This window comes from Paraburkholderia sp. UYCP14C (genome assembly GCF_004197395.1).
Taxonomy (GTDB): Bacteria; Pseudomonadota; Gammaproteobacteria; order Burkholderiales; family Burkholderiaceae; genus Paraburkholderia.
Genome location: NZ_SELS01000042.1, coordinates 40,714 through 66,250, shown reverse-complemented (window position 1 = coordinate 66,250; position 25,537 = coordinate 40,714). Strand labels below are relative to the sequence as shown.

Annotated in this window: 28 protein-coding genes and 4 pseudogenes; 19 read left to right on the top strand and 13 right to left on the bottom strand. The window is 61.8% G+C overall.

Annotated elements, in window-relative coordinates:
• Positions 1-37: 37 nt before the first annotated feature.
• The 4 genes from EVC45_RS30140 to EVC45_RS30125 form a co-directional block, all read right to left on the bottom strand.
• On the bottom strand, positions 38-601 hold the full coding sequence (locus EVC45_RS30140; protein WP_248295312.1) for a PH domain-containing protein: 564 nt from the start codon (positions 599-601) through the stop codon (positions 38-40).
• Positions 598-3,702, bottom strand: a complete 3,105-nt coding sequence (locus tag EVC45_RS30135) for an LPD7 domain-containing protein (RefSeq protein ID WP_129961831.1) — start codon at positions 3,700-3,702, stop codon at positions 598-600. The genes EVC45_RS30140 and EVC45_RS30135 overlap by 4 nt, the downstream gene beginning before the upstream one ends.
• Before the next feature lie 198 nt (positions 3,703-3,900).
• Positions 3,901-4,266: a plasmid mobilization relaxosome protein MobC gene (mobC, locus tag EVC45_RS30130; RefSeq protein ID WP_129961830.1), complete on the bottom strand. Its 366-nt coding sequence runs from the start codon at positions 4,264-4,266 to the stop codon at positions 3,901-3,903.
• A gap of 2 nt (positions 4,267-4,268) precedes the next feature.
• Positions 4,269-4,523 (bottom strand): hypothetical protein, encoded by a 255-nt coding sequence (locus tag EVC45_RS30125; protein WP_129961829.1) that lies wholly within the window; start codon positions 4,521-4,523, stop codon positions 4,269-4,271.
• A gap of 322 nt (positions 4,524-4,845) precedes the next feature.
• On the opposite strand from EVC45_RS30125, the gene EVC45_RS30120 reads away from it, so the two are divergent.
• Positions 4,846-5,316 (top strand): hypothetical protein, encoded by a 471-nt coding sequence (locus EVC45_RS30120; RefSeq protein ID WP_129961828.1) that lies wholly within the window; start codon positions 4,846-4,848, stop codon positions 5,314-5,316.
• 326 nt (positions 5,317-5,642) lie between these two features.
• Here EVC45_RS30120 and EVC45_RS30115 read toward each other — a convergent pair whose 3' ends face one another.
• A complete protein-coding gene (locus EVC45_RS30115) occupies positions 5,643-7,679 on the bottom strand; it encodes a ParB/RepB/Spo0J family partition protein (protein ID WP_129961827.1) in 2,037 nt (678 codons plus the stop codon).
• A gap of 194 nt (positions 7,680-7,873) precedes the next feature.
• Here EVC45_RS30115 and EVC45_RS30110 point away from each other — a divergent pair, with 194 nt between their 5' ends.
• The 5 genes and pseudogenes from EVC45_RS30110 to EVC45_RS30090 form a co-directional block, all read left to right on the top strand.
• The gene (locus tag EVC45_RS30110; protein ID WP_129961826.1) at positions 7,874-8,290 is read left to right on the top strand and encodes an antirestriction protein; all 417 of its coding nucleotides are present in this window, start codon (positions 7,874-7,876) and stop codon (positions 8,288-8,290) included.
• Between the two features lie 64 nt (positions 8,291-8,354).
• Positions 8,355-9,182 (top strand): DUF932 domain-containing protein, encoded by an 828-nt coding sequence (locus EVC45_RS30105; protein WP_129961825.1) that lies wholly within the window; start codon positions 8,355-8,357, stop codon positions 9,180-9,182.
• Positions 9,183-9,237: 55 nt separating this feature from the next.
• Complete coding sequence (locus tag EVC45_RS30100; protein ID WP_129961824.1) at positions 9,238-9,546, top strand: hypothetical protein; 309 nt, start codon at positions 9,238-9,240, stop codon at positions 9,544-9,546.
• Between the two features lie 54 nt (positions 9,547-9,600).
• The gene (locus EVC45_RS30095) at positions 9,601-9,831 is read left to right on the top strand and encodes a DUF3717 domain-containing protein (RefSeq protein ID WP_129961823.1); all 231 of its coding nucleotides are present in this window, start codon (positions 9,601-9,603) and stop codon (positions 9,829-9,831) included.
• 363 nt (positions 9,832-10,194) lie between these two features.
• Positions 10,195-10,434: pseudogene (locus EVC45_RS30090) on the top strand (XRE family transcriptional regulator); the annotation flags it as partial.
• A gap of 271 nt (positions 10,435-10,705) precedes the next feature.
• On the opposite strand, the gene EVC45_RS47025 reads toward EVC45_RS30090, so the two are convergent.
• Positions 10,706-10,918, bottom strand: a complete 213-nt coding sequence (locus EVC45_RS47025) for a hypothetical protein (RefSeq protein WP_248295316.1) — start codon at positions 10,916-10,918, stop codon at positions 10,706-10,708.
• On the opposite strand from EVC45_RS47025, the gene EVC45_RS47020 reads away from it, so the two are divergent.
• The gene (locus EVC45_RS47020; RefSeq protein WP_248295317.1) at positions 10,823-11,074 is read left to right on the top strand and encodes a hypothetical protein; all 252 of its coding nucleotides are present in this window, start codon (positions 10,823-10,825) and stop codon (positions 11,072-11,074) included. The two genes, EVC45_RS47025 and EVC45_RS47020, sit on opposite strands and share 96 nt — an antisense overlap.
• 206 nt (positions 11,075-11,280) lie before the next feature.
• Here the strand turns inward: EVC45_RS47020 and EVC45_RS30080 are convergent, their stop codons facing one another.
• The 4 genes from EVC45_RS30080 to EVC45_RS30070 all read right to left on the bottom strand — a co-directional run bounded on the left by EVC45_RS30080 (position 11,281) and on the right by EVC45_RS30070 (position 12,196).
• Positions 11,281-11,556 carry a hypothetical protein gene (locus EVC45_RS30080; protein ID WP_129961821.1) on the bottom strand — a complete coding sequence of 92 codons (276 nt, stop codon included), beginning with the start codon at positions 11,554-11,556 and terminating at the stop codon, positions 11,281-11,283.
• A gap of 85 nt (positions 11,557-11,641) precedes the next feature.
• Positions 11,642-11,809, bottom strand: coding sequence for a type II toxin-antitoxin system YafQ family toxin (locus EVC45_RS47720; RefSeq protein WP_306770805.1), 168 nt, complete (start codon positions 11,807-11,809; stop codon positions 11,642-11,644).
• Positions 11,778-11,915: a type II toxin-antitoxin system YafQ family toxin gene (locus EVC45_RS47715; protein WP_306770804.1), complete on the bottom strand. Its 138-nt coding sequence runs from the start codon at positions 11,913-11,915 to the stop codon at positions 11,778-11,780. The genes EVC45_RS47720 and EVC45_RS47715 overlap by 32 nt, the downstream gene beginning before the upstream one ends.
• Positions 11,915-12,196: a type II toxin-antitoxin system RelB/DinJ family antitoxin gene (locus EVC45_RS30070; protein WP_129961820.1), complete on the bottom strand. Its 282-nt coding sequence runs from the start codon at positions 12,194-12,196 to the stop codon at positions 11,915-11,917. Before EVC45_RS30070 ends, EVC45_RS47715 begins: the two co-directional genes overlap by 1 nt.
• A gap of 62 nt (positions 12,197-12,258) precedes the next feature.
• On the opposite strand from EVC45_RS30070, the pseudogene EVC45_RS47995 reads away from it, so the two are divergent.
• The 4 genes and pseudogenes from EVC45_RS47995 to EVC45_RS30060 all read left to right on the top strand — a co-directional run.
• Positions 12,259-12,620, top strand: a pseudogene (locus tag EVC45_RS47995) (hypothetical protein); the annotation flags it as partial.
• Between the two features lie 111 nt (positions 12,621-12,731).
• The gene (locus EVC45_RS30065) at positions 12,732-13,556 is read left to right on the top strand and encodes a DNA-binding protein (protein ID WP_129961819.1); all 825 of its coding nucleotides are present in this window, start codon (positions 12,732-12,734) and stop codon (positions 13,554-13,556) included.
• A gap of 14 nt (positions 13,557-13,570) precedes the next feature.
• Positions 13,571-13,702 (top strand): hypothetical protein, encoded by a 132-nt coding sequence (locus EVC45_RS47710; protein WP_306770803.1) that lies wholly within the window; start codon positions 13,571-13,573, stop codon positions 13,700-13,702.
• A gap of 73 nt (positions 13,703-13,775) precedes the next feature.
• Positions 13,776-14,023 (top strand): annotated as a pseudogene (locus EVC45_RS30060) (helix-turn-helix domain-containing protein); the annotation flags it as partial.
• Between the two features lie 339 nt (positions 14,024-14,362).
• Here the strand turns inward: EVC45_RS30060 and EVC45_RS30055 are convergent.
• The gene (locus EVC45_RS30055) at positions 14,363-15,727 is read right to left on the bottom strand and encodes a replication initiation protein (protein WP_129961818.1); all 1,365 of its coding nucleotides are present in this window, start codon (positions 15,725-15,727) and stop codon (positions 14,363-14,365) included.
• A 1,486-nt stretch (positions 15,728-17,213) separates the two neighbouring features.
• On the opposite strand from EVC45_RS30055, the gene EVC45_RS30050 reads away from it, so the two are divergent.
• From EVC45_RS30050 to EVC45_RS30040, 3 genes and pseudogenes are all read left to right on the top strand, one after another.
• Positions 17,214-18,425: a ParA family protein gene (locus EVC45_RS30050; protein ID WP_028370713.1), complete on the top strand. Its 1,212-nt coding sequence runs from the start codon at positions 17,214-17,216 to the stop codon at positions 18,423-18,425.
• Entirely contained in the window at positions 18,422-19,423 is a 1,002-nt protein-coding gene (locus EVC45_RS30045; protein WP_129961817.1) for a ParB/RepB/Spo0J family partition protein, read from the top strand. Before EVC45_RS30050 ends, EVC45_RS30045 begins: the two co-directional genes overlap by 4 nt.
• Before the next feature lie 262 nt (positions 19,424-19,685).
• Positions 19,686-20,506 (top strand): annotated as a pseudogene (locus EVC45_RS30040) (tyrosine-type recombinase/integrase); the annotation flags it as partial.
• Between the two features lie 132 nt (positions 20,507-20,638).
• Here the strand turns inward: EVC45_RS30040 and EVC45_RS30035 are convergent.
• Both EVC45_RS30035 and EVC45_RS30030 read right to left on the bottom strand, forming a co-directional pair.
• Positions 20,639-22,555, bottom strand: coding sequence for a phage integrase family protein (locus tag EVC45_RS30035; RefSeq protein ID WP_129961816.1), 1,917 nt, complete (start codon positions 22,553-22,555; stop codon positions 20,639-20,641).
• Positions 22,552-23,325: a hypothetical protein gene (locus EVC45_RS30030; RefSeq protein WP_168991557.1), complete on the bottom strand. Its 774-nt coding sequence runs from the start codon at positions 23,323-23,325 to the stop codon at positions 22,552-22,554. The genes EVC45_RS30035 and EVC45_RS30030 overlap by 4 nt, the downstream gene beginning before the upstream one ends.
• Before the next feature lie 314 nt (positions 23,326-23,639).
• Between EVC45_RS30030 and EVC45_RS30025 the strand changes: the two genes are divergently transcribed.
• From EVC45_RS30025 to EVC45_RS30005, 5 genes are all read left to right on the top strand, one after another.
• Positions 23,640-24,002, top strand: a complete 363-nt coding sequence (locus EVC45_RS30025) for a hypothetical protein (RefSeq protein WP_129961815.1) — start codon at positions 23,640-23,642, stop codon at positions 24,000-24,002.
• Positions 23,983-24,474 (top strand): hypothetical protein, encoded by a 492-nt coding sequence (locus tag EVC45_RS30020; protein WP_129961814.1) that lies wholly within the window; start codon positions 23,983-23,985, stop codon positions 24,472-24,474. The genes EVC45_RS30025 and EVC45_RS30020 overlap by 20 nt, the downstream gene beginning before the upstream one ends.
• 266 nt (positions 24,475-24,740) lie before the next feature.
• Positions 24,741-24,938 (top strand): type II toxin-antitoxin system VapB family antitoxin, encoded by a 198-nt coding sequence (locus EVC45_RS30015; RefSeq protein ID WP_129961813.1) that lies wholly within the window; start codon positions 24,741-24,743, stop codon positions 24,936-24,938.
• Positions 24,935-25,306: a type II toxin-antitoxin system VapC family toxin gene (locus tag EVC45_RS30010; protein WP_129961812.1), complete on the top strand. Its 372-nt coding sequence runs from the start codon at positions 24,935-24,937 to the stop codon at positions 25,304-25,306. The genes EVC45_RS30015 and EVC45_RS30010 overlap by 4 nt, the downstream gene beginning before the upstream one ends.
• A gap of 23 nt (positions 25,307-25,329) precedes the next feature.
• Positions 25,330-25,536 carry a hypothetical protein gene (locus EVC45_RS30005; RefSeq protein WP_129961811.1) on the top strand — a complete coding sequence of 69 codons (207 nt, stop codon included), beginning with the start codon at positions 25,330-25,332 and terminating at the stop codon, positions 25,534-25,536.
• Position 25,537: the final 1 nt, after the last annotated feature.

The window sequence follows — 25,537 nt, the reverse complement described above, 5'->3', positions numbered from 1 at the left end:
ATCTGAGTGCTGTGACGATAACCCGGATGTCATCAAACTAGATCCGCCCCATGTTGACTTCGCGAATGCCTTTCGCCTCGCGCAGTGCGATCGCCGCGCGATTCAGGCTGTCTCGCAGCTGCTCCGCATCACGCATCCCTGGTAATCGCCAGTGCGGATTGTTCGAGTCGCTGGTCAGCGCGATCACGGTGCCAATCCCGAACGGCCGCTGCCACCACGGATGCAGCGAGGTCACATCCTGAATGCGGAAGAGCTCGAGGCTCTCGACCCGGCGACTGAAAATGCCCCGGCGACAGGTAATTCGCGCGGTGTCAATGATGATTTCCGTGCAGGCTGTTCGGAGGTATGCCAGCACGACACTCGCCGCGATGACCACCAACGCGATCAGGGGCGCATACCACGGCACGGGCCATCGGGTTGCCGCGTACAGATAGGCCGCGAATACGATGATCGCGCCGACGACGCCTTTGAGATACGCAGGCAGATTCACGACCTGCGACGGCGTGCCGCTGAAAATGATCTCTTCAACAACAGTCACAGCACGTTCGCGGTTGGCGGTTGCAAGCCGGGGCATTCGATTCCTCTCGGGTGGATGATTCATTGTTCGACCTCGGGTCCGCTAGCGGGCCCGCTGTCCTGACCGGTACTGGGACCGCTGCCGGAACCGGGATCGGACACATCGGGATCGTTGGGCAGCTGGGTGTCCCCACTTGGGGTGGGCGAATCGCGACTGACGGGTAGTTGCGTTTCCCGAACGGCATTGCGCAGTTCGTCTCGCTCCCATGCGTCGCGCTCGCGCTGTGCCGTCCGGCGTTCGTGTGCTTCGGCATCGAGCTCGGCAAGCCGGATCTGGCGGATGTGCTCCAGCTCCGGCTGTTCAAACACGATACGCATGCGCGTGTCAGCGGCCACCCGTGCCGCTGCCGCCTGGAAAGCCTCGGGACCGGAGAGCGATAGCGTGGCGCCGAACTTCTGCTGCGCGAAACGCAGCGCGATCTCGATGGCTTCGCGTTCGCTATCCCATAACCGCAACGTGCGCCCCTCGTCGACGAGGAACGCCGCGCCATCCTTGTGGTAGTCAATCTCACCGGTCGATCGCACCTCGTACGTGATTGACGGCCCGCGGTAAATCAGTTCGTTGTGGTCAGCGTGAGGCCCTGGACCGGGCAAGGGTCCATTGAAGGTCAAAATGTTTTCGTCGTCCGCACGCCGGAGCATCTGGCGGACCTGCTGCATGCGTCGCAGTTCACGTAGCGCCCGTGTGTCACCGGCCTGCGCGCGTTCCTGCAGAAAATCCCGGTACTGGTCGGTGACTGGTTGCCGCCCTGCGCCTTTGAGCGCGTCACGTTCCTTTGCGATACGATCGCGCAGCGCAGCCTCGGACTCAAGGCGCGTCACGCGTGCGGCTGATAGTTGATCTCGCCGCTCGAGTGCAGACAGATCCCTGCGGTCCGTCAAGGTGCTGCGGGCCTTGTGGAAGACTGCCTTGATCACACCGCGCCGGTCTTTCTCATGCTGGGTCTGCTGATCCCACGCGCGGCGTAACCCGTCGCGATACGCGGCACGCCACTGCTGGAATTCACCCCACAGGTCACGCTCGGGTGTATGACGCGGCGCATGCCCGGGGCTGAGTCCAGTCTGCGCACGATACGTGTCGCGTAGCAGTTGCGCGGCCTCCGTCCAGGAGAGATTCATCTCTTTGGTCAGGAAGTCGGACACGTTCAGGTTGCGTGCGCCGGCGCGGATACGGTCACCGCCGTCGGCGCCTTTGCAGATGCTGTACTTGTCGACAATCAGGCCGTGCGAATGCGCCAGTGCGGCGAGCAGCCGGCTCGCATCAAGTGTCGCCCGGATCTCCGCAAACCCGGTGCGCTCGCTTCGGGTACTGCGCGACTCCACGAGATCCCGCGCAAACTGGTCACGGACGGTGTCGGCTTCCCGGCCGGTCGATGGTCTTGCACGTGAGTTGAAGGTGGCGGCTGTCTTATTGACCTCGCGCGCTGCCGGATCAAAGGGAAGCGACCCGATCGCATCCAGTGACGGGACATCCGCCAGATGGCGGATGGAATCATGTCGGCCGAAATCCTTCGGCATCTGTCCGCCGCCGAAGGCGGGGTTCATCCCGAATGGCTCGCCTGGTTGTCCGCGAGCATCGAACGGTCCGCCGGCATTCATGAACTTGTCGGCGGCCGTTGCCGCCAGCTGTGCCCGGCCGGCATCGTCCGCGGCATCCCACGCGCTATACATGCGCGCCGCGATCACGTCGAGCAGCGACGGATTGCCTGTAGCTAGCTGGTCTCTTCCCGCTCGCTCGCGATCGCCAGTCCATCGCAGTTGGTCAATTCGGTCGGCTTGGTGGTTTCCCAGCTCCAGTAGTGCATCAGCCGGCAGAAGCATTTGACGTCTCGCGGCGTCGCCATCCACACTGCCGCCGGGCACACCTCGCACACCGTGTGGGGATCGGGACGACGGGCCGGGTCGATCGAGACGAGCGTCAAGGTCGTGATCCGCTCCCCGTCTCCACTTTCGCCAAGGGTCCCGACGTTCGTGTTCCGCGAGCGGTGGTCCGCGCCACTGCGGGTCCCTCCCGTGCTGCCACCGCCGCTCCCAATTTCGCCAGTCTCCTGGTCCACCACTGCTTCGTCCTGTCCGCTCATCAACTCCTCCTGCTGCGTCATAGAACCGCTGTTCGCGATGCTCGAGAATGCGTCGCTGCTCAGTCGGCGACGCGGCCTGATACACCTTGTAGAAGCTGCTACCGCTATTGAGATACTTGATCTCCCGCGCGCGGGTGTCGGTCCACTCATACAGCGCATCGAGATAGTGCTGTGGCGTCGCACGCGGCACGCCTGGCTCGACGTACTCGGCGTGGATGTTCCGGTCGAGCGCATCACGCTTGCCGTCGGCATCGAGTTCGATGAAGTCGCGCGAGAACACAAACTCCTTCAGGTTCACGCCCTTTGCCGCGCCGGGCGGCTTGACGTTTTCGTACTCGCCTTCACGACCTGCGTTGCGGGTGCGGGTTGCGCCGAATTCGGTGAGCATCGCCCGGAAATCTTCATAACGGGTGATGTCACGCGACATCAGTGCCTCGAGAATCGCGGCCTTCATCTCGCGGTTCATCGGTTCAAACACATCGCCCTTGTACCGGCTGATCATTTCCGACGCATCAGTGAACTGCACACGGCGGTTATCTTTCGGACTCGCCAGTCCGTATTTCGCGTTGATATGTTCCTGGAATGCTTCGAGGAACCGGTGATGCCGGTCGACCTTGCCGAACGGCTCCAGCCGATGCTCGGTCAGCAGGTTCACTTCAGGGATCACCACGTGCAGATGTACCTTGCGCTCGACCAGCTCGCCACTGCGCCGGTCGGCGTAGCTCTTCAGCCGCGGAACATGCGCTTCCGCATAGAAGTTGTACTCGTCGGGCCGGTATGCAGCAAAGGCAAACGCCTCGAACTCCCGCATGATGTCTGCGAGTACCTCGAGCGACACATCGTCTTCCTTGAACGACAGCGTCACGTTGATATAGCGCTCGGCTGTCGTATCCATCGACTGGATGATGTCGTTTGTTAGCGCCAGATCCCCCGCAAGGATGACGCGCTCATCCATCTCGTCGCGCTCGAACTCACGGTCCTGCTTCTGGCCGTCCTCCAGGTACGCCTTGATGCCGTCGTGATAGCCGCGAACCCGAATCAGCATCGCTCACCTTCGCTGTTGCGCATATCAGAACGAAGATCGCGAAATGCGAAGCAGCAGTGTTCATGCATGATGGGTGACGGTCGCATGGCCTCGTCATGTCGCTCGACGCACAGTGGCGTCGTCGGCGTGACAACTGTTGGTTGACCTATGCGATCGATGTCCATGTCCACTTGTTTCCGTACCTGTATTCGTATCCGGTCAGTCCACTTTCTCAAGCGTACTTTTCAGATACCGCGAGATCATCTGCAGTTGCGTGAGCAGTTGCTCATAGGTCGCTTCCGACAGATCACCGCTCAGGTGTTCCGAGTTCGCGCGATGCGCGATCTGGTTCAGATTGTTGCTCGTCTTGTTGAAGATATAGAGCAGGCGCTTACGGTCCGCACTGGCCACCGGTCGTGCGATCACCTGCGTTCGGTTCGTCAGCACCGCCTGCCGGAAAAATTCCGACAGCGTCAGCCCGCTCCGGTTCACCTTCTCAAGATAGACCGCGCGATCCGCATCCGACAGGCGAAACGCAATCGGTTTGCCGAGCCCTTCCCCCTCGTTGCTCTTTTTGCGTGGCATGATCAGAGCCCCACGGGATGCGTCCAGTCTGCAGACTGCCCTGGCAGATCGAATCGCGTCATGTCGCCGTCGATTGGATGGGCGCGGAATTCGTAGGCTGGCCAATGCGCTTCGCATTCGCACAACGCGCGCATCGCCTGATCGCCCGTCATCGGATGCGTATAACCCGCCCACGGTAAATACCGAGAGCGCCTGTTGTACTCGTACACGCGAGGCGCCATCACAAGTTGAATCACCCACTCGCTGGTCGGAATCATACGAAGCTCCTCCTATTCGTATTGCATACCAGGCAGTGCTGAATGTGGCCGACAGATTCGTCGGCGCGATCGACGCGGTGCAGTGGCCCGCGTCGGGGTTGCAAAGGGGCCTCGCCCCTTTGGCACGAGATATTTTACGAAGCGCGTAGCGCTACGTAAACATATCCGACGTGCCTCGCCCCACCATCAGTATACGCCCCTCGTCTTCGAAATGACGCGAAGTTGTGCGAAACAGTTCCGCTGGCCAGAAAATGCATTCCGCCCATACACGAAAATGGTTGAAGCAAACGCGAAAGCCCGCTAAGGTTATGCGAGCCCCGACATGCCGACAAGTGACCATCCCGTGAACGCCGATGACTACCTGAACAGCATAAAACCGGGCCTGCGTACGTCCGCCCTGCGCGCATTCCATCCTGATATTCTCAAGCTGCGCGCGGCGGGCTGCACCCTGGCCCAGATCGCTGAATTCCTTCGCATCAACGGCCTCACCACCACCCTGTCCAGCGTCGGAAAATATCTCCAGAAGCACGCCCCGGTATCCAGTCCCCCTGCTGCCCCGCAACCCCGCTCCGCCGCGGCGAAGCGTCCAGAGCCTCCGGTCGCTCCCGACCGCTCCGAGCCGCCTGGTTTCAAAAGCGCTGAACAGTTGCGCGCCGAAAATCCCACCCTCCCGCGCATCCAGATCAACAAACTCTACGCGCAGCAGTACGACCGCCCGGTCCTGAGCCCGCAAGAGATCGAAGAGTTCAAGAGAAAATATCCGCCGCCACCCACAAAGCACTCCAGCCGCTGAGCCGCATCGCCCCGTCGCGCTGCGCCGGGGCGGCCCGCACCCCACGCCGCAGGCGTGGGTCCCCAGGGGCCTCGATCCGGGCGCGCGGCGCGCGCGAATGTGCGTAAGCGCTCCCTCCAAGTCCGGATTGAGCTTGCAGCAGAAAGCCTTCAGGCTTTCACGCGGCGTGCCGATAACACGGTTAGCTGGCTGATCTCTGGATCTGTCCGGCGTGTGTTGTTCACGGAGCCCGGCTGTTCCGGCCAGGCTTCTTTTTTTCAGCCGTCACAAAAAGCCGCCAGGGCTTTCGCTCCGACGGCTTCGCGTCACCTCACCTGACCGGCTGCTCAGATGGGCTCGGCTTCGTCCTCCGTCGCGTCGCCCGTCACGTCGGCATCGGCATCATCGCCAGCGTCGCCGCCACCTTCGTCCTCCTCCTCGTCGTAACTATGGATGCGGTGCTCCGGCACCTCCCGGTTGCGCAGCACTTCCGGCAACCAGCCCGACTCCGACAGGCGAAGCTCGGCCGCTGCCACTGCCGCGTCCTTCTTCATGCCGCGTAGCTCCGCTGCGGCCTCCGGTGACACCGCTTCGCGCACCACGTCCTCGATGCGCGCCTTCGACACGTGCTCGAAGTAGCTCGACTGCGTGGGCTGCCAGTAAGTCGCCAGATCGACATTCAGCACGTTCGTCAGTTCGTTGATCGGATGCGCGCGGTCGGCCCCGCTGATGCCGTCGAGCGTCGCCGCCACGCAGAACGCAAACAGGTTGGACGTCACGTCCGCGTCCTGTTCCAGCAGCCAGGCGAGCAACTGGTCGGTACGCTTCGGCAGCATCCGCGCCCATTTCGCGCGCTCGCCTTCGAGCGCTTTCCACGCGATGCTCGCGGCCATGTCGTCGGCGTTCGACACCAGCGCGTCGCGCGACGTGTGCACGTCGATCCGGATCGCGTGATCGGCATACTGCCGCTCGTAGACTTCATCGAACACAACCGGGATCAGGCGGACCATCAGCACGGCCAGCGCCGCGTTCGGCTGCCTGATGAGTTCCGCCTGCACGGCGGCGGTGCGGTGCGCGGTGAGCCGTCTGCACAGCTTCTCGCCGTGCAGCGGCTTGTCCTTCGGAGGCTGGCCCCGGCCTCCGGTCGCGTTGGCAACACGCGCGCCATCGCCCGGCGCAGGCGGCGCATCGTCGCGCCGGATCAGCCCGCGCTCGATATTCACCTGGCCGTCCTCGTCAAGGTAGACGAACGCGCCCGCCCGTTTCATGTCGTCCGCATCGAACGATTCGAAGCGCTCGCCGTACTGGTCCACCGCGTGGGCCGCTGCGGTCACCGCTGCGTCCAGACGTTCATACCGGGCTTCGTCTTCCTCGCCGTCCTCGTCGTAATACGCGTCGAGTTCAGCCTGTGCCGCGTCCCGCGCGGCGACCAGTGCCGCAAGCTCGGTCTTTTCCTGTTTCGTCGGCGTGCGCGTGGTCGATGCCAGACGGCCATAGCGCATCATTTCCATCACGTCGCCACGCGTGCGGGTCTCTACAAAAAGCCAGCCCTCATGGCATACGGCCTGGGATAGCTCGATCAGGCGGGCAGTCGCAAGGCGGTGCAGCAGGTCCGGGTCCACGATGTATCCGGCGTTCTGGTCGTCGCTGAACAGATCCCGCCTCACATAACCGCCAGCGGCCTCATAGGCGTCCAGCCCGACGAATTTTGCGAGCGCATTGTCGCGCGCGTCGAGTTCGGTCTGCGTGATCGCCGCGCGCAACTCGGCGGGGCGGCGCAGCCACGGTGTCTGCGCGTCGTTCCAGACGCGCTCCTGCGTCGCGTGATCGTCGGCGAGGGCCAGCACTTTTGCCTGCTCGTAGTCGAGGGCGTCGTCGCGCATCAGGTCCAGCAGGGCAGGCGCGAGGTTCGCGATTTTCAGGGCACGTCGCACCACCATTTCTGACACCTTGAACAACGAAGCAATGTGCCCCGTGCTTTTTCCCTCCTCCGCAAGCAGCCGGAACGCCAGCGCCTCGTCGGCGAGGCACATGTCCTCGCGCTCGCGGTTTTCGATCAGCGAAGCCGCCACCGCTTCGCCTTCGCTGACGATCAGCACCGGCACCTGGTAGTCCTTCGTAATGCGGCCCTGCGAAAACAGCAGATCGAGCGCGGCAAGCCGTCGCTGACCGGCGCACACACCGAGCTTTGGCTGTTTGCTGCGGCCCTTCATCTCGTGTCCCACCAGGTTTTGCAGGATGCCTTTCTCTGCGAGCGTCGCCGCCAGCGCCTCGATGCCGGTCGGCGCTTTCTTGCGCACGTTCAGGGGCGAGAGGATCAGCCGCGAATAGGCCACATATTCAATCGTTGTGCGTTCAACCTTCTGTTCAGTGACAGTCTGCATCAGAGTTTCCTCCGGTTCTGTGTCCCAGCCGGATTGCCTGGACAACACAACCATTGTAGGACTATAAGTCCCATAAAGCAAGCGATCATTAGGCATTTATTTGCGTTTTATCCTTGTGATGTAGGTCGTTTCGTCCTATAATTGAATCGTTGTCCAAGCAATCCGGCTGGGACACGGAACCGGGAGATTTTCCGATGACCACTGATACACAAGCCCGCATCTCGTCTGCTGTCGTTCCCGAAGAACTGCGCCTGAACGTTCTGCCTCGCTACCTGGGCCGCCACTATATGGAAGGTGAGTCGCTGGTGTACGACTGGGCCGCGCGTCTGGACCGCAGCTATGAGGGCGGCTACTGGAACTTCTTTACGCTGTCCAATGACGGCTTCTTTATGGCGCCGTCGAACCTGAATCGTGTGCACGTCCGCTGGCACATGAACGGCTACAGCGACATGATGGGCGCGGAAGCCTTCGGCATTACCGTCACGCTGTACGCCCTCTGCCATCTCGCGGAAAAGACCTTCGATGATTCGATCATCGAGCGCTATCACCAGTTGCGCGAGTTCGCCGCGCAGCACGTGGAATCCGCCAACATTCTCCGCGCTATCGACTGACGCATCGACCACTCACGGCTCCGGCCTGCGGGTCGGAGTTGCTCCCCTGATTGAGGAACAGCAAATGAACATGCTTGCCAGCCGTTTCAGCCGCAACGCCGTTGCCCTGCGCTCCGATCATCCGCTGTCGAATGATGAAATCGCGAGGGTTGCCCCTTCCATCCTGGCCAACGCTCCGCATGAAAGCCGCTCGGCGCGCTACAGTTACATTCCGACCGTCGATGTACTCGACGCGTTGCGCAAGGAAGGGTTTCAACCCTTCATGGTCTGCCAGACGCGCGTGCGCGATGATGGGATGCGGGACTACACGAAACATCTGCTGCGCCTGAGACATGCTGACCAGATCCAGGGTCGCGAGGCGAACGAAGTCATTCTTTGTAATTCACACAACGGCCAGTCGAGCTACCAGATGATCTCCGGCATGATCCGCTTCGCCTGCCAGAATGGGATTGTGTGCGGCAATGCATTGAACGATATCCGCGTGCCCCACAAGGGAGACGTAATCGGCCAGGTGATTGAAGGGGCGTTCAAGGTGCTTGACGGCTTCGAGGCGCAGACAGAGCAGCGCGAACGCATGGCCGGGGCGGTCCTTGATGAGGGCGAACAGCACGCCTTTGCACGCGCGGCGCTTGCCTTGCGCTATGACGATGACAAGCCCGCGCCGGTCACGGAAGCGCAGCTTCTCGCGCCGCGTCGAATCGAGGACCGTGGGTCCGATCTCTGGAAAACCTTCAACCGCGTGCAGGAGCACATGACGCGTGGCGGGTTGCAGGGTCGCAATGCGGCTGGCCGCGCGACCACTACGCGCCCCGTGACGGGCATTGACCAGAATATCCGCCTGAACCGTGCCCTGTGGGTCCTTGCTGACGAACTGCGCCGCCTGCGCGGCTAACCGGCTCGCCCTGGCCTGCGGGTCAGGGCGTCTTCTGAGATATTGAGGACACCATATGGACACGCTCAACACCCGCCCGACATGGTTGGCCACGTTGCTGCCGCTGCTGGCCATCTGGCAGTACGGCGACAGAAGCCAGGTTCGCGGCGAACTGTACCGCATGGCCCTGTCGGCTGACGCGGCGGCACACTCCGCTGATGCGCTCAGGCGCATCGCCGACATGCTGGACCGTGACGGCCACGCAATCGACATGCATCGCGAGGAGTTGCGCGCAATCGCCCGATCCGCCCTGGCGGACTTCGATCGCGCACCGCCTTCCGCGCCGGTCGCGATGGCCATCGAACACCGGGGCCATCTGCAATAGCGCCGACTGACAATCAACGCCCGCGCGAGGGTTGCGCGGGCCTGCGAGACTGTCATGAACAAACCCGCTTTCACTATTTCCGAAATCGAGCAGGCAATCAACTACTGGTGCGCCCGTCAGGTTCCCGGCGAGGATGGCGCACTCTGCGCGAAGGCCCGGCCGCTGGCTGACCTGTACGGGCTGATGATCTTCGAGCACAGCGACACCGTCGAAGCTGCGAAGCTCAACGATGATCAGTTGGACGCGCTCCGGGTGGCGTTGTATCAACAGGATCTACCGCTGTGACGTCAGGAGGCGTTCGGGGGCCGCCGTCGGCATCTCCGGTGCTGGCCAATGCGCCGCGCTCCGGCCGACCCTCCCTCCTGCAAGCCAGACATTGGATAATCACGGGTGCATCGCGCGCGCCGCGCGCCCGGATCGAGGCGCACGGGGACCCGCGCGGAACGCGTGGGGAGCGCGCCGGCGCGCCGCGGATCGCGGCGTGACGATCCGGCTCGGGCGCGGGCAGACCACCGGCTCGGGGTCGTCAAGCGACCGAAGGGAGAGTGAATCCCCCGCGGCGAAGCCGTGGGGGCTCGATATAACGGCGTCATGCGCTTTGCGTGCATCTGAAGCAAGAGAGAACTTAACGTGACCGACAAAACACAGATACCTATTCGGCCCGAGTGCCTGCGCCCCGCTGATGACCTGTGGGCTCAACCGACGGGTGAGGAAGTGCGTGAAGTGCTCAGACGCGCAGGACTGACGGGCACCGCTGCAGCGCGGCTCCTCGGCATGAAAGGGGCCACTGGTCGCGGCATCCGACGTTACACGGGTGGCGAAGCGCCAATTCCGTACCCCAGCTGGGCATTACTTTGCGATGTGGCAGGCCTTGAGCGGATCTGGCGAGGGGAAACCGCGGCCGTCGATCAGAAGGCGGTCGATGCTGACCGGGCAACGCCGGGACAGAACGGGCTACTTCTGGAAAGTATCGAGCTGGCCGAACGACAGATCGACAGCATCTGGAGCGGGAAAGTCCCGGCTTCGGTTGCCAGTATCGGCGAATGCCGCGATGCCCTGATTCGCATCCGGCAGGCTGAGCATGCCGTAACCATGCTGGGCAAGACCCACAACATTTCGGCGCAATTGAAGCAGCGGATTGCTGAGGCTCAGGAAAAGCTCAAGGTGATAACCAGCTGGACGGACCTGGCATGAGACGCAGTTGCGCCCGCCCGGCCAGTCGGCATCGCCCATGGCAGCCACGCGACGATCGGGCGCGCGCGCAGCAGACCGATGCATGGCACCGATCGCCACAGTTGCCGTCGCGGTGGTTGCAGGTCGCGACGAGCTCGCCAGGCGAGGCGATGCCCTCGCCTGTGAGGCGCTGCGCAATGAGCGGCCTGAACCACAGGCCCACGGCATGCGCCGCTGCCGGAGTCGGCGCAGCGAGTTTCGACGCCTGTTCGCCCATGCGCAGTCTGAGCGTGGTGAGCTTCGCGCTGCCGTGTCGACGGATCGACTGCTCAAGGTTGTCGGCGAGCACCGATGAGCGGTGCAGCAGCGCGAGCTGCACCAGGTCAACGTGCATTGGCTTCAGGTAGCGCTCGATCGCCTCGGATGACGCCGCGGGCGAGACGCCTCCGGTTCGAGCTATAGCCGCGCGATCGTGAGAGGCGGTACGCGCTGCACGACGGGCGCGCAGCGCGGCGAAGTCGGTCCGCGTGTAGCTGCGCGGCGGCGGGAGGGACGAGCTGTTCAGTTGGTCGGCGCATCGCGATACCGGCCCTGGCGGCCCTGGTCATAGGGCTGTCTGGCGAGACCGGGCCAGTCCACCGTTTCTTCGAGCGCTGTCAGCCGTTCGAGCGCCGCACGGCCGGCGTCGCTCAGTTGTGCAATTTCATCCGGCACGAGGTGGGCTTTCGCACGCGCGGACAGCAAATGGTGCGAAGCCCGCAATGGCTGCCGGATCCAGTCAATCAGCCCGAGCCCGTGCAGCGCGTCGAGCAGTGGCGTACGCCTCGCGCGGGTCACCTGACGCAGCCGGACCTGCCTAGCGCGGACAGCACGACAGCGTGGGTGGTGACAGCGGGATCCGGTCCGTGGTCCACATCATCTCCTACTCGTCGAACAGATCGGCGTGCGTGCCCGTTCGCTCGAGGCGAAGCGTCGTGCCATCACTCTTGTAGATCAGCAGCCAGTCCGGCTCGATATGGGCGTCGCGGAAACTGCCCCACTCGCCCCTGAGCGGATGATCATGATACGCAGCGGTAAAGCGGTGAGCCATCGAGCAACAGGGCGATCAGCGTCTTGAGCTTCTCCATGTCCTTGCGACGTTTCTGGGCCAGCTTCACGTCACGACGAAACTGGTTTGAATAAACCGGTGTGCGCATCAGATGCCCAGTTGCCTGAACAGGTCATCCGCATCACCGGCTTCGTTCAGTTCCTCGCCCCGCTCGCTCGCGCGCAGCGTCTGGGTGGTCAGCGCATTGGGCACCTCGACGGCGAACGGCACCGCCTTGTCGCGCGCGACGCGCACGAGCGCCATACGGATGTAATCGGACACGGACAGCCCCATGGCCTCGAGCGCATCGGTGGCCTCGCGCTTCAGTTCGGGCGAGACGCGCGCACGCACGACAGTATCGGTCTGGATGGTCGGATGCTGGATAGCCATGACGGACTCCTGGAAGATTCAGTGATAGTGAAGCCACAAACGGCTACAAATTCAAACTGAAACCGCAGCGTGACAGGCGCTCCCGGCGCGCCCGACCGGCTTACGCACTGACGGGTCCTCCCGGGCGCTGTTTTGCTGGGCTCACAGGGGAGCGCTACGTGCTGGCCACCCCGTTTGCGGGCGTCAAGGTACGCGGGTGCGGCGCTGCGCCCGAACCCGACACGACATGCGGCTTCACAGAAGGCGAGTGGCTGATGCTGCGGGACCATCGCGTGGACAGCGTCAAGCAGCACGGCCGGTCGTGTTTACCGGGACAACCATCTTGGCCGGTCGACCGGGGTGTCGCGGTCCAATCGCGGACGGTCTCGAGTGGTCGTATGGCTGGTCGGGCGGGCCTGCGCGCCCAAGCGAACTCGTCGGCGCCAGGCGACCGGCGCCCGCGCCCGGCAGTTTTTGCGAAACCGGCGCGAGCGAGGTTTGCGTTCTTTCGAAAAATAACATATCATAACATAACGTTACATTAACTTGGTATGTTATGGCTCGCGAACCCAACATCACCCAGGACCAGGTCAGCAAAGCCGCGGAGAGTATCCGTGGATCCGGCGGTCGGCCCACGGCACGCGCCATACGCGAACGCCTCGGCACTGGATCAATGGCGACGGTGCTCAGGTTTTTTCAGGCCTGGCAGGACGCGCAGGTCAAGCCTGCCGAGCCGCCCGCCGCCCTTCCGCAGGCGCTGCAGCGGGGGCTGCTTGATTTCGTCGCCGCCGAGGTCGACCGGAGCAGGACCGAGTTGCGCACGGAACTGGACATCGCGAACCAGGCCAACGCTGACCTCATTATCGAATCCGAGCGACAAGGTCTGATCGTCGAGAATCTGACTGCGTCCCTTGAGAAGGTGCACGCGGAAAGGGCCGAGCTATCGGGGCGTCTCGGCCAGGTGGAGGCAGAACGTGACGCTTCGCGCCAGGAGGCGGCTGCCGAGCGCAGGGCCGCGGAATCGGCGCGCACCGACCTTGCGAAAGCATTGCTTCGCCTGGAGGCAATGCCACGACTTGAAAAGGATCTCAACGACGCACGATTTGAGCTCGACAGCGAGCGTGTGGCTCGGGTGAACGCAGAACAGTCCGCCGCCGTAGCCGTCGCAAAGCTCGAAGCGTCGCTTGAGGCGCGGCAGTCGATCGAGCGCACGCTCGGCGAAGCGAGGCGTCATGAACAGGAGAAGGATGCCGAACTGGCGAGCGTGCGGGCGGACCTGAAGGATGCGCGCTCCGCTGCCGATGCCTTGCGCGCAGAGTTGCTGGGGACCGTCAAGCCTCGATCCGCCGGGTCACCGACTGCGACGCGAACCCGCAAGTAGCCTGAGTGAGGGTGATGGACCACATGAATTCGACGTCAGGCGACGTCTTCACCAGTTTTGCTGATGGGCTGCTTGAGGCTGTGACGTACAACACGAATCTCGTTATTCGCGTGAAAAGTCTGGTGACCAACGGCGCCGCTGGTTGATACGTCTGCTGATTTCCTCGTTCCACCACATGATAGCCGGGCCTATTGCAGATTTGCGGGGAGTATTTGGCCTATGCTCCCGCCTACAACGATCCATCATCCCCGCTATAAACAGCTGCAAGCGCACTTGCGACAACTTCGTCTCACATCCGGACTGACCCAGGTCGACCTGGCTGGGCGCGTGAAGGTCGACCAGTCCTATGTTTCGGAAGTCGAACGAGGCGAGCGCTACGTAGACATCCTTTCTAGCTCGACTGGCGCCGTGGGTGCGATATCGACCCAGCAGAAGCATTGGTACAGCATCTTGCCGACAAAGGGGTACTGTGCGCAAGCGGGTCAAGAGTCGGAAGCGCGGCAAGGCGACGGTTCTTCAATGCCTTGCGCATTTTCATGACGTGCGTGAGGGAAGTGCTTCCGTGAAATTGCGCGCGCTGCTCCCCTTCTTCTTTGCGCTGGCGGGTGTCCGCCTTTTGAATAGCCGGACGTGCGCCAGGTTGGAGCTGTCCTGTTCGGCGAGCGATTCACCGCCGCCGTCAGCTGAGATTTTTGACCGACCTCAGCACACAAAATTCCTGATACCTCCGTGAGCAGGTCTACAAAGTGGGTGGCTAGGTGCCGTCTGCGCACCAGCGCTCCGGCGGAGCCGAGTATCCTGCCCGCCTATGCTTCGTCGACGACTGCTGCGGTTGTGGCTCGCCTGGCCTTGGCTTTATTCAGCACCTTGCTCGCAACGAAGGAGCCGAACGTGCTGTGCACCTTGGGGTCGGTCAGATGGGAGAGCAGCGACTGCGGCTCTACCTTGATTACGTTTGCGATGAGTCGCGCGCTCGGGCTGCTAGTGAACGCGGCGGCCATGTCCGTCTGTTCCTCGTGCGAGAGCGTGTTGTAGTGCTCCCAGCCAAGCGCCACTTCCTTCTGCTTCTTGTCGGCGTCCGCAGCCGACAATTGAGCCTCGCGGCTATCAGCCTCTTGCTGGATGCCCTGCTGGGTTGATTCAAGCGCGAGTGCCTGCTGATGAATGTCCTTGTCGATGGTGCCCAGCAGGTAATCTTCGCGCAGCGCCTTCATGAAATAGCCTCCGGCGCGGAGCTTCACCCTGCCTCGAGCAGCGGCATGGCGCGTGTACTCGATAGCCTGGTTGATACGGTCGTCCGTGTAGGTCGACCTGTTCGCGATGATTTCGTTGAATTCCGTCTTGTTGAGTGCGAATTCCGTGCGTAGCGTGTCGTACAGGGACTTGAGGACGATGAGTGCTGTTTTCTGCTCATCTGAGGGGTGCGCCCCCTGAAGCCGGAAGCGCAGCTGGCCGATGCGTTTTGACCCGGGAACGTTTTGCGTGAGCATGTCGATACGAATCCCGGTGACCTCCAGAATCTCGCTCATGGCGACCTCAAGCACTTTGCTGCGGAAGTGTTTGAAGAGGTCGTAGGTCTTTGTTTCGCAGCCCATCAAGGCTCGCATGGCTGTGACCTCGAACCACGGAGTGACACCGTCAGCCATGTAGGGTTGCATGCGGTCGAAAAGGACTTTGGAGTGAATCGACTTGAAAACGTAGCGCAAGCTCAGAAAGTGCGAGGCGCTTGGATTCTTGATGGCGCGCTGAAGGCGCTCAGCCAACTCGAAGGTGAACTCGCCGTCGTCGACGAAAGCTGGGCCCATCAACGGAACCGAACCCCACCGTTCCTTGGTCGGGTCCGCAACGTCGATTTCGTTCAATTCGATTGCCGCCTTCTGGGCTTCCCGAATGAGTTTGGTCAGGTGCCGACGGTTCTCGCTCGTTGTGCACATCAGCCATTTGAAGAGGCCAAAGTCGACCCGGTATTCCTTACGAATCTCAGGGTCGTCAGCAACAAGGAAATACGCGACATCCACAAGGCGACGGGCGGCCAGACTCAGGTCCACGATTTTGACGAAAGCGTTGCTCCGTCGGAAACCCAAGTCATGGGGCGCCGTTATAACGCTTTCGCTTCTGGCCGTGTAGTCTTCGAACAAGGCCAGCGCGAGTTGATGTGCCGCGCTCTCCATACCCTCTCCATTTGTCCTGGGCGGGAGAGTGACCTAGTAAGGTCGATATGTCAAAACAATTCCGGTGACTTTGCCTTGGTGGTGCGGTTGTTAGCCCGCGGGCCTCAACTATTCGGTCCGGCCCGGGGTTAGGTACATCAGCACAATTTTGGTGACCTTTCGATTTCTGCCTTCGGGGCCGTTCGGCGCAACTTCGACTGTGCCGATACTCAGGTCGGAGCCGATGACGCTTCCCGCCCAGGTTGGTGTTTTGGTTTGGTAGTTTGTGTTTTTAAAGAAACAAAACATACTAACCAAAGAAAATGCGTGATCTTAAAAATCAAGAAGTTAGCTCGGAAAGGTCACATTCCTGGGGCGCGTGGTTACCTGAATTGTTCGTCAAGGTCATAACTTGTGGCAGGAAGGTCACCAGATTTGTATCGTGCGCGGCGCAGCCGTAAGTGAAGGTCACCGGAATTGTGGCGAAGGTCACCGAAATTGTGCTGACAGCCACAAGAGCTTGTAATGACGGGGGTTTGGGGGGATTTTTTTGCGGAGAAAGGTCACCAGAATTGTTCAGGATGCTCGAGGCGGCCCGCTGGGAATCCACCACGCTCAAAAAAGAGGCGTCACCCGGTAAGCACAAGCGGCAAGGTCACCAAAATTGTGAAGCCGAGATCCCCCGTACCCCTCCCGCATCCTAGCAAAGTCACCAGAAATGTAAGCTCGGCGGCTTCGCGCTCAGGCAACACCTCTCCTTGGACAGCAAAGTCACCAAAAATGTGGCGAGCCGGCCCTGTCGTGCGCCTTGGTAACGCAGGTTGACGGCAAAGTCACCAGAATTGTTGGGCCGGACAAAGGCGTACGAGGCAAAGTCACCAAAAATGTAGAACTGAAGGCCCGTAACCCCATAAAGGCATGCTTTTGCCGGGCGACACGTCCTATGTTCCTTTGGTGTCAAGCGCACTGTACAGGTTTAATTGTAAGAATTGTATCGTCGGGGGACCGCGTATCTGGATGCGCGCCCGTTGAGGGCGCGGTCGCCCTGGAAGTCGAAGGCATCCAACAGTTTTGGTGACTTTGCTCGAGCGCAGGTCCCACAATTTTGGTGACCTTGCGTGTTGTGCTAACGGTCAGAACAATTTCGGTGACTTTGCTTCCGATGAAAACGTCCATCTAGAGCTCGCTCCTACTGTGACCTTTCCGCACGCAGCGATTTAGTACGATGTAGTCCACCCGGCACGCCCTCCCCTCCGCGAGGAGGTGCCAGCTAGATACAAAAGCCGTTCGCGCACTCGGTATCTGCTCCGAGCGGCGAGAAGCCGCTTTATAGGCTCGTGGTCGGCTTGCCGCTTTCGCCCACACAAGACCATTTCCGACCACTCGCCAGGACCGTGGAGCGCGATTGTGGGCGTCGCTTTTACCAAAAGCTTAAAGTAATGGATGAAGTTTTCCCATCCATCGCTTATTCTACGCATCAACGCAAATTTCGAGGGGAGCGAAGAATATGCTAGTAAAGAGTGAATTTCCCGAACTCAACAGAACCGTCACGCTAGAATCGGTCGAAGTTCTTTCGAGGAAACTCGAGGAGTTAACGCGAGACCTGAGAAAGGACATCCTCACTCCAAATCCACGGAAACATCCCCCGACGTTTACGTCGACTCAAGTTGCTGAGATGTGCGGTATCGACCGCCAAAAACTTCAATACCTGGCAACCAGGGAAGGCGCCGACCTGCCGCCGGGAGAAGTGCAGAGCAACGGTCGGATTCGGAACTTTACGCTTGCCGAGACGCGCAAATGGATTCAGCAGGTCTCGCCCATCCCGAAATCGCCGTTGTTGGAAAAGGGCGAAGGAATGGGCCGGATTCTGGTGACATCCAACTTCAAGGGGGGCAGCTGCAAGACAACGACGACCATGTGTCTTGCACAAGGTCTGAGCTTGCGCGGGCGCAAGGTGCTGCTGGTAGACCTCGACCCTCAGGCGTCGCTCACGGAGCTGTGTGGTCTGTACGCGGAAAAGATGCTCGGGGAAGACGACACCGTGCTTCCATACATCTACGACCCGAATGAGGTGCAGCTTGAGGATGTGGTCCAGCATACCTACTGGGATGGCATTGACGTTATTCCTGCACACCCCACGCTCTATGCGGCCGAGTTCTTCATTCCCGCGCAAATCAAGAAAAATGATGCCTCGTTCCGCTTCTGGGGCTACCTTCAAAATGGCTTGGGGTCGCTCCGGAGCAAATACGATTACATCATTCTCGATACCGCACCGTCGCTTTCCTTCTTGACTATCAACGGCCTGATGGCTGCTGACAGCATGGTAATGCCGTTGGTCCCAGAGAGCCTGGACTTTATCAGCTCGGTGTCGTTCTGGAGTTTGTTCAACGACATGACGGCGACGTTCAGGGCCGGCGGCGATGGAAGCAAAAAGTTCGATTTCGTAAGTGTGCTGTTGTCCCGAGTCGACAATAGCGCGACTTCGTCGGCTTCGATTGTTCGAAGCTGGGTTCAGGCTGCGTACGGCCCCTGGATGAGTCAAACAGAGGTGCCGGCAAGCTCGGTGATGAGCACCGGCGCCGTCGGTCTTTCTACCGTCTTCGACGTTTCGAAATGGGAGGGCGGTAACAAGACCCTTGCCCGCGTTAAGGACCCACTGGAGGAGTATTGCCGTTGGTTAGACGAGTTTTACATTGCAAAGCTGGGAGCTGAACAATGAATATGCGAGACCGTCTCAAGGCGAACACGGCAAACCTGACTCCCGCTGCGGACAGAGAGGTCACGGAAACGGCCGAGGATACACGTCCCAAAACAGGCATCGGTCTGGTAAACAAGCTCAGCCAGGCCGACCGCCGCATTGCCGAACTCGAAGCGGAACTGGCCGCTAAAGGGGCGGCTGGCAAGGTCGCTGTCGCTCGAATTCGCCCGAACCCCTGGCAGCCGCGGAGGCGATTTGTTGAAGCCAGGCTTCAGGAACTCGCGGAGAGCATTAAGGAAGTCGGGCTGATGCAGCCGGTGCTGTTGCGCCGCGTGAACGAGGAAAATGGCGAAGAGTTCTTCGAGCTGATAGCGGGTGAACGTCGGTGGCGAGCGCATCAGATTCTTGCCTGGAGCGAGATTGACGTCATCATCACGAAAGCCACCGACGCTGAGATGGCTGTCATGGCCTTGACCGAAAACATCAGCCGTGAAGACCTGACGGATTATGAAATCAGCAAGGCGATGCAACGTGTAGAAAACGAATTTCCGGACCGCAAGCGCATGGCGGAGGCGCTGGGTTTGGGCCGTGGCACTCTCTATCGCTTCTTGTCGTTCAGCCAGCTGCCTCCGTACATGATTGCCGACCTTGAAGAAGCTCCCGAGTTGTTCGGCGGCAATGCGGCAAGTGACACGGTGGCGGTGCTAAAGAAGCTTGGCGCGGCGGCGGACGTCACTGCGAAAGAACTGTGGGAGCAACTCAAGGCCGGAAGTCTGGACCAGTCCAAATTCGCGCCGACGCTGACGGCTGCTGTCGCCCGGAGGGAATCCTCATCGGCAAATCAAACTTCTCAGCGTGACATTCACAAGGTCTACGCGGGGAAATCGCAGGCAGGCAGCATCACCAAAGATGCGTTGAACTTCACCGTGAAGTTGAAAAGCTCGGCAGTTACGCCCGCCCAGGAGGAGCGCATTCGTGCGTTGATTTCCGAGTTGTACGGCGACGGGCCGAACGCCTGAAGTCACATCAGACCGTCGAAGCCCCTCTCCGTGAGGGGTTTTTTTCACCCCGTCGGAATGTGTCCTTAAAGGACACGGCAGCACGACACTCTCGGCGCATTCTCGACGCGGGAGCCCGGATTCGATGCCTCCGCGCGCGTGCGTGTCCTTAAAGGACACTGAGTGACGGTGAGATCGTTAATAGCCTGCGTGCCATGGCGCCTCGAAGCGTGTCCTTAAAGGACGCGGGAGTTGTGCACTTGTTGCGGCAGCACCTCCCGGGCCGGTCGTGCCGTGGGAGCAGTTGCGCATGCCGCACGAGGTCGACGGCTCGCAGGGACAGTTTCGCGCACCACGGCTCGTCTGCTTGCTCAAGGCGTCGAACGACTACGAGGCCGTGCAGGCTTTCCCTGCACGAGTCCACAGCCACACAGCGCGCCTACGTAAGGAGGCGGAACGCCTGATTCTGTTGGCGATCGTCGAGCGGGGCTGCACGCTGTCTTCGCTGACCACCGATGACGCGATCACCTCCCGGGCGTTTCTGCGACGGCCGACACCGCTCGAACGCTGGGTCGGCGCGGCGCGGTCGCGACAAAGCGTGGAATGGCGACCGTTCAGCGGACCATTATCGACGCGCTCTGCCGCGCACGCGCGGACCGTACTTGCGGCACTGTTTCGCTGGGCCGGTCGAGCAACGCTGCGTCCTCGCCAATCCGTTCGCGGGTGTCAAGGCGCGAGGGCGCATGAAGACGGGTCTCGATGTCAACCGCCGCTTTGCAGAAGGCGAATGGCTGCTGCTCCGCACGGTCGCAGATGGCCTCGATTGGTCTTACGGCTGGAGCGAGACGGCCGCACAACGCCTTCGATTCCTGCTGGATTTCGGGTACGCGACCGGCCTGAGAGCCAGTGGCTGACTGGCACAACGCTCGGCGACGTCGCCTCGGCGAGCATGGCGATCACTGGCTGCACCTTGTCGGCAAGGGCGGCAAGACTGGGAAGGTGGCGCTCCCGGCGCTGGCGCGTAGGGCACTCGACCAGTATCTGGCGCAACGCCGGTCGCCTGTCACACGTGAAAAATGGGGCAAAACGCACACCATTAATTCGGCGGACGCTTGTAGGGCGCGGGTTTCGGGGCGAAAGGTCACAAAGCGCTTGAGATCAGACGAATTGCGGATTCCATTTCGCATGCGAAAAAAAAATTGCCGTAAAGGCGGTTTCTCGCGGAAGACTTTCCCCCTAGACGGGCGGAGCGTCCATGAGTCCTGCCTCGTAAAACTTCTCTACCGCCCGGTACTGGCGGGCCGCGTCGCCCTTCGTGTAGAGCGTCGTAGTCGCCAGACTGGCATGGCCAAGGCCAGCCTGCACGTCGCGCAGATCGCTACCCGCATCCAGCGAATGGTTCGCGTGGGTGTGGCGCAACCAGTGCGTGCTCGCCTGCCGCAGATCGGCTGCGGCGCCGGGATAGGCGGGCTCGAGCTGCTGCGCTGCCCGTTCAAAAATCCGCTTGTACAGCCGGGCCAGCGCGTCCGGGGTCAGCGGCCGGCCCGTCTTCAGATGGCCGATGAGCGGCGTGTCCTTCGGGGCCGTCTCCAGCGTGCACGGTGTCGGGCGCGAGCGCAGCAGGCCGGTGAGGGTGTCGATCAGCCGGGCAGGCATCGGCACGACCCGCTCGCGCTTGCCCTTGCCCTTCACCTTCAGCGTCCAGGCATCCTCAAGCGCACCGTCCAGCGCCTTGCGGGAGAGCGCGCCGGTGGTGGCAGCGACCAGCTCCGCGCGCCGCAGACCGGTGGCATAGGCGAAGAGCAGGGCGAACTGGTCGCGCAGCTCCGCGGGCGTCGGTCTGGGTCGGCTCACGGTCTGCAGCACAAAACGCCATTGCGCGTGCGTCAGCGCGCGGCCGGTCGCGTCGAGATCGGCCTTGCGGGTGCCGACCCTGGGCAGGCCGTGGAACGGATTGACCTGCAGGTACTGCTGTCTGACCAGCCAGCCGCACATGGCGGACAGCAGCTTGCGCGCAGTCTCCCGACTCCCCTCTGGCAACGGTTTGGCGAACGGCCGCCATGCCGGATCGAACCGCTCAGCCTTGCCCTTGCCGATCCAGCGTTCGGCGGGCTGTGGGTCAGCCAGAAACTGGTTGATGTACTCGCCGCAGTCTGGCGTGTTCAGCGACGACAGCGGCTTGCGCTTGACGATCACGGCCCACAACAGCAGGCGCTCAGCCTCGCGCCGGTACGCCCGCGCCGTGTGCTCGCTGCGCGACCCGCAGATCGAAATCCACGCATTGATCGCGTCCAGATCGGTGTTGAGCGATGCCTGATGCGCGGGCAACGACGCACGGTTCAGGCCGCGTGAGCCGTCAAGTTCGTTCGGCACGCGCAGCGATTCGAGCGGCACGACGTCCACCGATGTCCCCAGTTGGCGTGGCCGCGCGAGTGCCGGGTGACCGGCCGCAAGCTGCCGCCGCGGCGTGATCGCGAGCACCGACAGCTCCTCGCCGAGCGACGCGGCGTGCAGCGACAGCCAGGCGGTGACGCGCTGCGCGCCCCTGGGGCCCAGTCGGGGAACAGCCGTGTACCAGCGATGCCGGCGGCGCCGGATCAGCGCGAGCAGGTCGGCGATGGTAGAAAGCCCTGCGGCTCTGAGGCGCGCGGCCAGCGCTGGCTCAAACCAGCCGTCGAGCGGGTGACCGGGGGCGGGCGCTTCTGCCAGCGCCTTCTCCATACGGGCCAGCGCCGCTGCCTGACGGGCTCGCAGGCGCGCATTGCGGGCGATTTTCCGGTCGACGCGGGGTGAATTCTCGGGGGGGAAATCGGCGCGGTAGAGTTCCAGCAGCTCGGCCTCGCCGTACACGCCGTCCGGATCGACCTGCGCGCGATAGTCCTCGAGGGACGGCGTGTCGTCACGCCCGTGCAGTTCGGCGGGCGGAATACTGCCCGGTTTCAGGCGCAGCAGGTGCGCGGCCTCGATGTCGCGCGCGCGCCGCGCGGCGGCAGCGAGCGCATCACGCAGCGTGGCGACCAGCCGGCGTGTGACTCGGACGTCGGTGCCCGGCTCGCCGTAGGCGGCATGCAACCCTTCGATCATCGCGCCTTCCAGCCAGCCGCGATACAGCGCGAAATGCTGGCGCGTGAGGCGGCGTACAGGGGGCCTCATGCCGGCTCCGCGTGTTGCGCGGTCGCGCCGGGCGCGGTGGCCGGTGGGGTGATCGCGGCCAGCATGCGTTCGATGAAGGGCGGCAGCACCTGGCACAGGCCGATGCGCTGTTCTAGCTCGTTGCGATATCCGTCCACCTTTGCCAGGTCGAAGTGGCCGCCGACGTAGGCTGTGCCGACCTGCTCGAGGGCCATCCGGCTGGCGATCGTCAGCTTGCCGCAATGACTGAAGATGTTGTAGTGGTTCTTGGCCAGACGCAGGCGCTCGACCGCTCCGGCGCTCACACCCAGCGCGCGAGCGTTCCATACCAGCTGGCTGAGTGCAAGATGGCCCTGCGTGCAGGTGTCGTCCTGCTCCAGCCGCTCCCAGTACAGCGCCCTGACCTCGTTCTTTTTCTTCGTTGCCTGCCTGACGATCGCCGGGCTGTCAGTGGAGCAAAGGATTGACATGGCAATGCCTTCGACCACCTGGCGCATCACGTTGCCGGAAGCGGGCAGCTTGCCGGTCAGCAGCAGCTTGGTCGAGATCAGGATGTCGTCGAGCACGCCATACACGAACCCCGCGACGAACGCGGCGCGTATCGTTCCCGTCCTGTTGGCGGCTTCGTTCAGCGACGGCACGAGGCGGAAGCAGGCCGCCAGGGCCTCGCACAGGTCGAGGATCGGTTCGCCCAGTCGCTCGGCAAACTGATCCTTGACCCAGCGGTCGTCGTCGAACAGCGCTTGCAGCAGCGCCTTGGGATTCGTCGGGTCGATCTTCGGTGGCGTCATCAGCGGAAACCCCTTTGCATCGCAAGGTTGCAATCGCCCGCGGCCCCTTGCCCGGCGGGCGTTCCAGCGAAGTGTAGCGGAACGTGCAAAATCTGACGAGCAAATTGATCATTCGTGATAACTCCGGTTATCAGATGTGGCGATTTGCATTCTTGGCAGGCGAGAGCGCTTTCGCATGCGAAAACGCCGCGCATGTGGGATCGGCGCTGACACACAGATAGATATAGCGCTCACGGCCCTTAGGGAGCCACTGGCTAAAGGTCCCACGCAGGCGGCCGTTAAGCCGGGTTGAACTTGTCCACCCGAGAAAATCAATGCACGTGAAGCTGCTTGCGTCGGCGCTTGTCACCACCGTCTTAGCCACTGGCGCGTTCGCGCAAACGGCCGCAGCCCCGGTTCCCCTTTTGCAGGCGGTGTCGCCGGACCTCTACCCGAAGCTGCCGATCGACCAGCGTCAGTTCTACGTTGCGGGCGCACTCGACTACGATCGCGTCTTCTTCGGGCAGACCAAGCCACTTTTTGCCGCCTGCCTGAAAGGCATGACGATCGCGCGGGCCACCGAGATCGTTGATCGGGGCGTCACCACGCTCGAGCCTCTGATGCGGTCGAGTATGCCGATCGCTGTGCACAACGCCTTGTTGATGGACTGCGATCGCCGTGGCTTCAAATCCTCCTGATTCATCCTCTGTTCCACCGACCGCTGCCGGGGAGCGATCTTCACGCCCCACGCATTTCCTGCGGCTGGTTGAACTCGCAACGCTCGGTACCGCAACTGCCGCCTTCGCGATAGTTTTAGCGCTCGTCAGCCGCGACTCACTCGACACACGTCTTCAGATCGCCTTCGCCTGCGCGTTTGTGGCGGCGCCTACCGGGCTCGCTGGTTTCATCTGTCGTGACGTCATTCTCGACCCTGCGCTTGCTCCCACGATGGAGCGGCTACGGGCCATTCTGGTTGGCGGTGTCTACTTTGCGCTCCTGCTACTCGGCGGTGCGCTTTGGCAGATCATGTCTCGTGCGATCCTCCCCCTGGTCGGGCAGATCGGGGTCATGGCCGGCTTGCTATGGTTGTTCGCCGTATTCATCCTTGCTTTTCATACGCTCGATCGCCACCGACCGACTACTGCGGAACGCAGCGAGCCGCCGGTCTAGAGGAAGGCCAGAATCCGGGGCAGCCGAGCGGGGACATAAGGGACTTTTCTCCGCTAACGGGTGATTAGCTGCCGTGCTCTTCTTCATCGTCTCCGAGGTCTAATCCGCCACCGTAGGCTCAGGCAAGGCGCTCATTGCACGTGCCCGCCGGGAGCCATGTCTGAGTTTCCGGAACGCCGGGCGATCGCGCGCATCACCAGCGGCTGAATGCATCAATGCAGCATCAAACGATGCTATAATCGATGCCTACATTTGCGGAGAATGCCATGCGTACGACTATTGCGCTTGATGACGACTTGATTGCCAAGGCTCAAGCCTACACAGGTGTTGAGGAAAAAACGGCACTCGTGCGCGAAGCGCTTAGGGCCTTGATCCAACGTGAAGCCGCGAAACGGCTCGCGAACCTTGGCGGTAGTCAACCTGGTATCAAGGGGGCGCCGCGGCGCCGGCAGGACGTCGAATGATTCTTGTCGACACGTCTGTCTGGATTGACCACATCAACGCTGCCGATCCGATGCTGACCACCCTGCTTGGCGAGGAGCGTGTGCTGGCTCATCCATACGTGATCGGTGAGATTTCGCTCGGTAGTCTGCGTGACCGTGACGTCGTGCTCGGCGCTTTGCTCGATTTGCCACGCGCGCCGGTTGCAACACCGGAGGAGACTTTCTACCTGATCGAGCGTGAAGGCCTGTTCAATCGTGGAATCGGATATGTCGACACGTCACTGTTGGCGGCCGCCCGGCTACAACCCGGCATCACCATCTGGACACGTGACAAGCGATTGAAGAAAGTTGCGGAGGAACTGCAACTCGCCGCGATGCTCGCGCATTAAATAGCATAAAAGCGGACGGAATAATGACCACGACTGAACGCATGACAACAGAATCTCAGGCTCGCGAGGCAGGTCTCACCCGCGAGGTCACAGCTTCATCTTGGTCGCAAGACCTCAACCTTCTGATTGCGCCCGATACCGACTTCGACACCGAGTTCGCGGCGTTTGACCTCGACGCTCGGGAAACTGTTTCGGTAAAGGGCTGGCTCGGCGTGTTTGAAGACGTTTAAC

What these genes read in the sequence shown, in the direction of transcription:
- EVC45_RS30140 (WP_248295312.1), bottom strand. Translation starts at nt 601, where the DNA reads ATGAATCATCCACCCGAGAGGAATCGAATGCCCCGGCTTGCAACCGCC.
- EVC45_RS30135 (WP_129961831.1), bottom strand. Translation starts at nt 3,702, where the DNA reads ATGCTGATTCGGGTTCGCGGCTATCACGACGGCATCAAGGCGTACCTG.
- mobC (WP_129961830.1), bottom strand. Translation starts at nt 4,266, where the DNA reads ATGCCACGCAAAAAGAGCAACGAGGGGGAAGGGCTCGGCAAACCGATT.
- EVC45_RS30125 (WP_129961829.1), bottom strand. Translation starts at nt 4,523, where the DNA reads ATGATTCCGACCAGCGAGTGGGTGATTCAACTTGTGATGGCGCCTCGC.
- EVC45_RS30120 (WP_129961828.1), top strand. Translation starts at nt 4,846, where the DNA reads ATGCCGACAAGTGACCATCCCGTGAACGCCGATGACTACCTGAACAGC.
- EVC45_RS30115 (WP_129961827.1), bottom strand. Translation starts at nt 7,679, where the DNA reads ATGCAGACTGTCACTGAACAGAAGGTTGAACGCACAACGATTGAATAT.
- EVC45_RS30110 (WP_129961826.1), top strand. Translation starts at nt 7,874, where the DNA reads ATGACCACTGATACACAAGCCCGCATCTCGTCTGCTGTCGTTCCCGAA.
- EVC45_RS30105 (WP_129961825.1), top strand. Translation starts at nt 8,355, where the DNA reads ATGAACATGCTTGCCAGCCGTTTCAGCCGCAACGCCGTTGCCCTGCGC.
- EVC45_RS30100 (WP_129961824.1), top strand. Translation starts at nt 9,238, where the DNA reads ATGGACACGCTCAACACCCGCCCGACATGGTTGGCCACGTTGCTGCCG.
- EVC45_RS30095 (WP_129961823.1), top strand. Translation starts at nt 9,601, where the DNA reads ATGAACAAACCCGCTTTCACTATTTCCGAAATCGAGCAGGCAATCAAC.
- EVC45_RS47020 (WP_248295317.1), top strand. Translation starts at nt 10,823, where the DNA reads ATGGCACCGATCGCCACAGTTGCCGTCGCGGTGGTTGCAGGTCGCGAC.
- EVC45_RS47720 (WP_306770805.1), bottom strand. Translation starts at nt 11,809, where the DNA reads ATGGCTCACCGCTTTACCGCTGCGTATCATGATCATCCGCTCAGGGGC.
- EVC45_RS47715 (WP_306770804.1), bottom strand. Translation starts at nt 11,915, where the DNA reads ATGCGCACACCGGTTTATTCAAACCAGTTTCGTCGTGACGTGAAGCTG.
- EVC45_RS30070 (WP_129961820.1), bottom strand. Translation starts at nt 12,196, where the DNA reads ATGGCTATCCAGCATCCGACCATCCAGACCGATACTGTCGTGCGTGCG.
- EVC45_RS30065 (WP_129961819.1), top strand. Translation starts at nt 12,732, where the DNA reads ATGGCTCGCGAACCCAACATCACCCAGGACCAGGTCAGCAAAGCCGCG.
- EVC45_RS47710 (WP_306770803.1), top strand. Translation starts at nt 13,571, where the DNA reads ATGGACCACATGAATTCGACGTCAGGCGACGTCTTCACCAGTTTTGCT.
- EVC45_RS30055 (WP_129961818.1), bottom strand. Translation starts at nt 15,727, where the DNA reads ATGGAGAGCGCGGCACATCAACTCGCGCTGGCCTTGTTCGAAGACTAC.
- EVC45_RS30050 (WP_028370713.1), top strand. Translation starts at nt 17,214, where the DNA reads ATGCTAGTAAAGAGTGAATTTCCCGAACTCAACAGAACCGTCACGCTA.
- EVC45_RS30045 (WP_129961817.1), top strand. Translation starts at nt 18,422, where the DNA reads ATGAATATGCGAGACCGTCTCAAGGCGAACACGGCAAACCTGACTCCC.
- EVC45_RS30035 (WP_129961816.1), bottom strand. Translation starts at nt 22,555, where the DNA reads ATGAGGCCCCCTGTACGCCGCCTCACGCGCCAGCATTTCGCGCTGTAT.
- EVC45_RS30030 (WP_168991557.1), bottom strand. Translation starts at nt 23,325, where the DNA reads ATGACGCCACCGAAGATCGACCCGACGAATCCCAAGGCGCTGCTGCAA.
- EVC45_RS30025 (WP_129961815.1), top strand. Translation starts at nt 23,640, where the DNA reads ATGCACGTGAAGCTGCTTGCGTCGGCGCTTGTCACCACCGTCTTAGCC.
- EVC45_RS30015 (WP_129961813.1), top strand. Translation starts at nt 24,741, where the DNA reads ATGCGTACGACTATTGCGCTTGATGACGACTTGATTGCCAAGGCTCAA.
- EVC45_RS30010 (WP_129961812.1), top strand. Translation starts at nt 24,935, where the DNA reads ATGATTCTTGTCGACACGTCTGTCTGGATTGACCACATCAACGCTGCC.
- EVC45_RS30005 (WP_129961811.1), top strand. Translation starts at nt 25,330, where the DNA reads ATGACCACGACTGAACGCATGACAACAGAATCTCAGGCTCGCGAGGCA.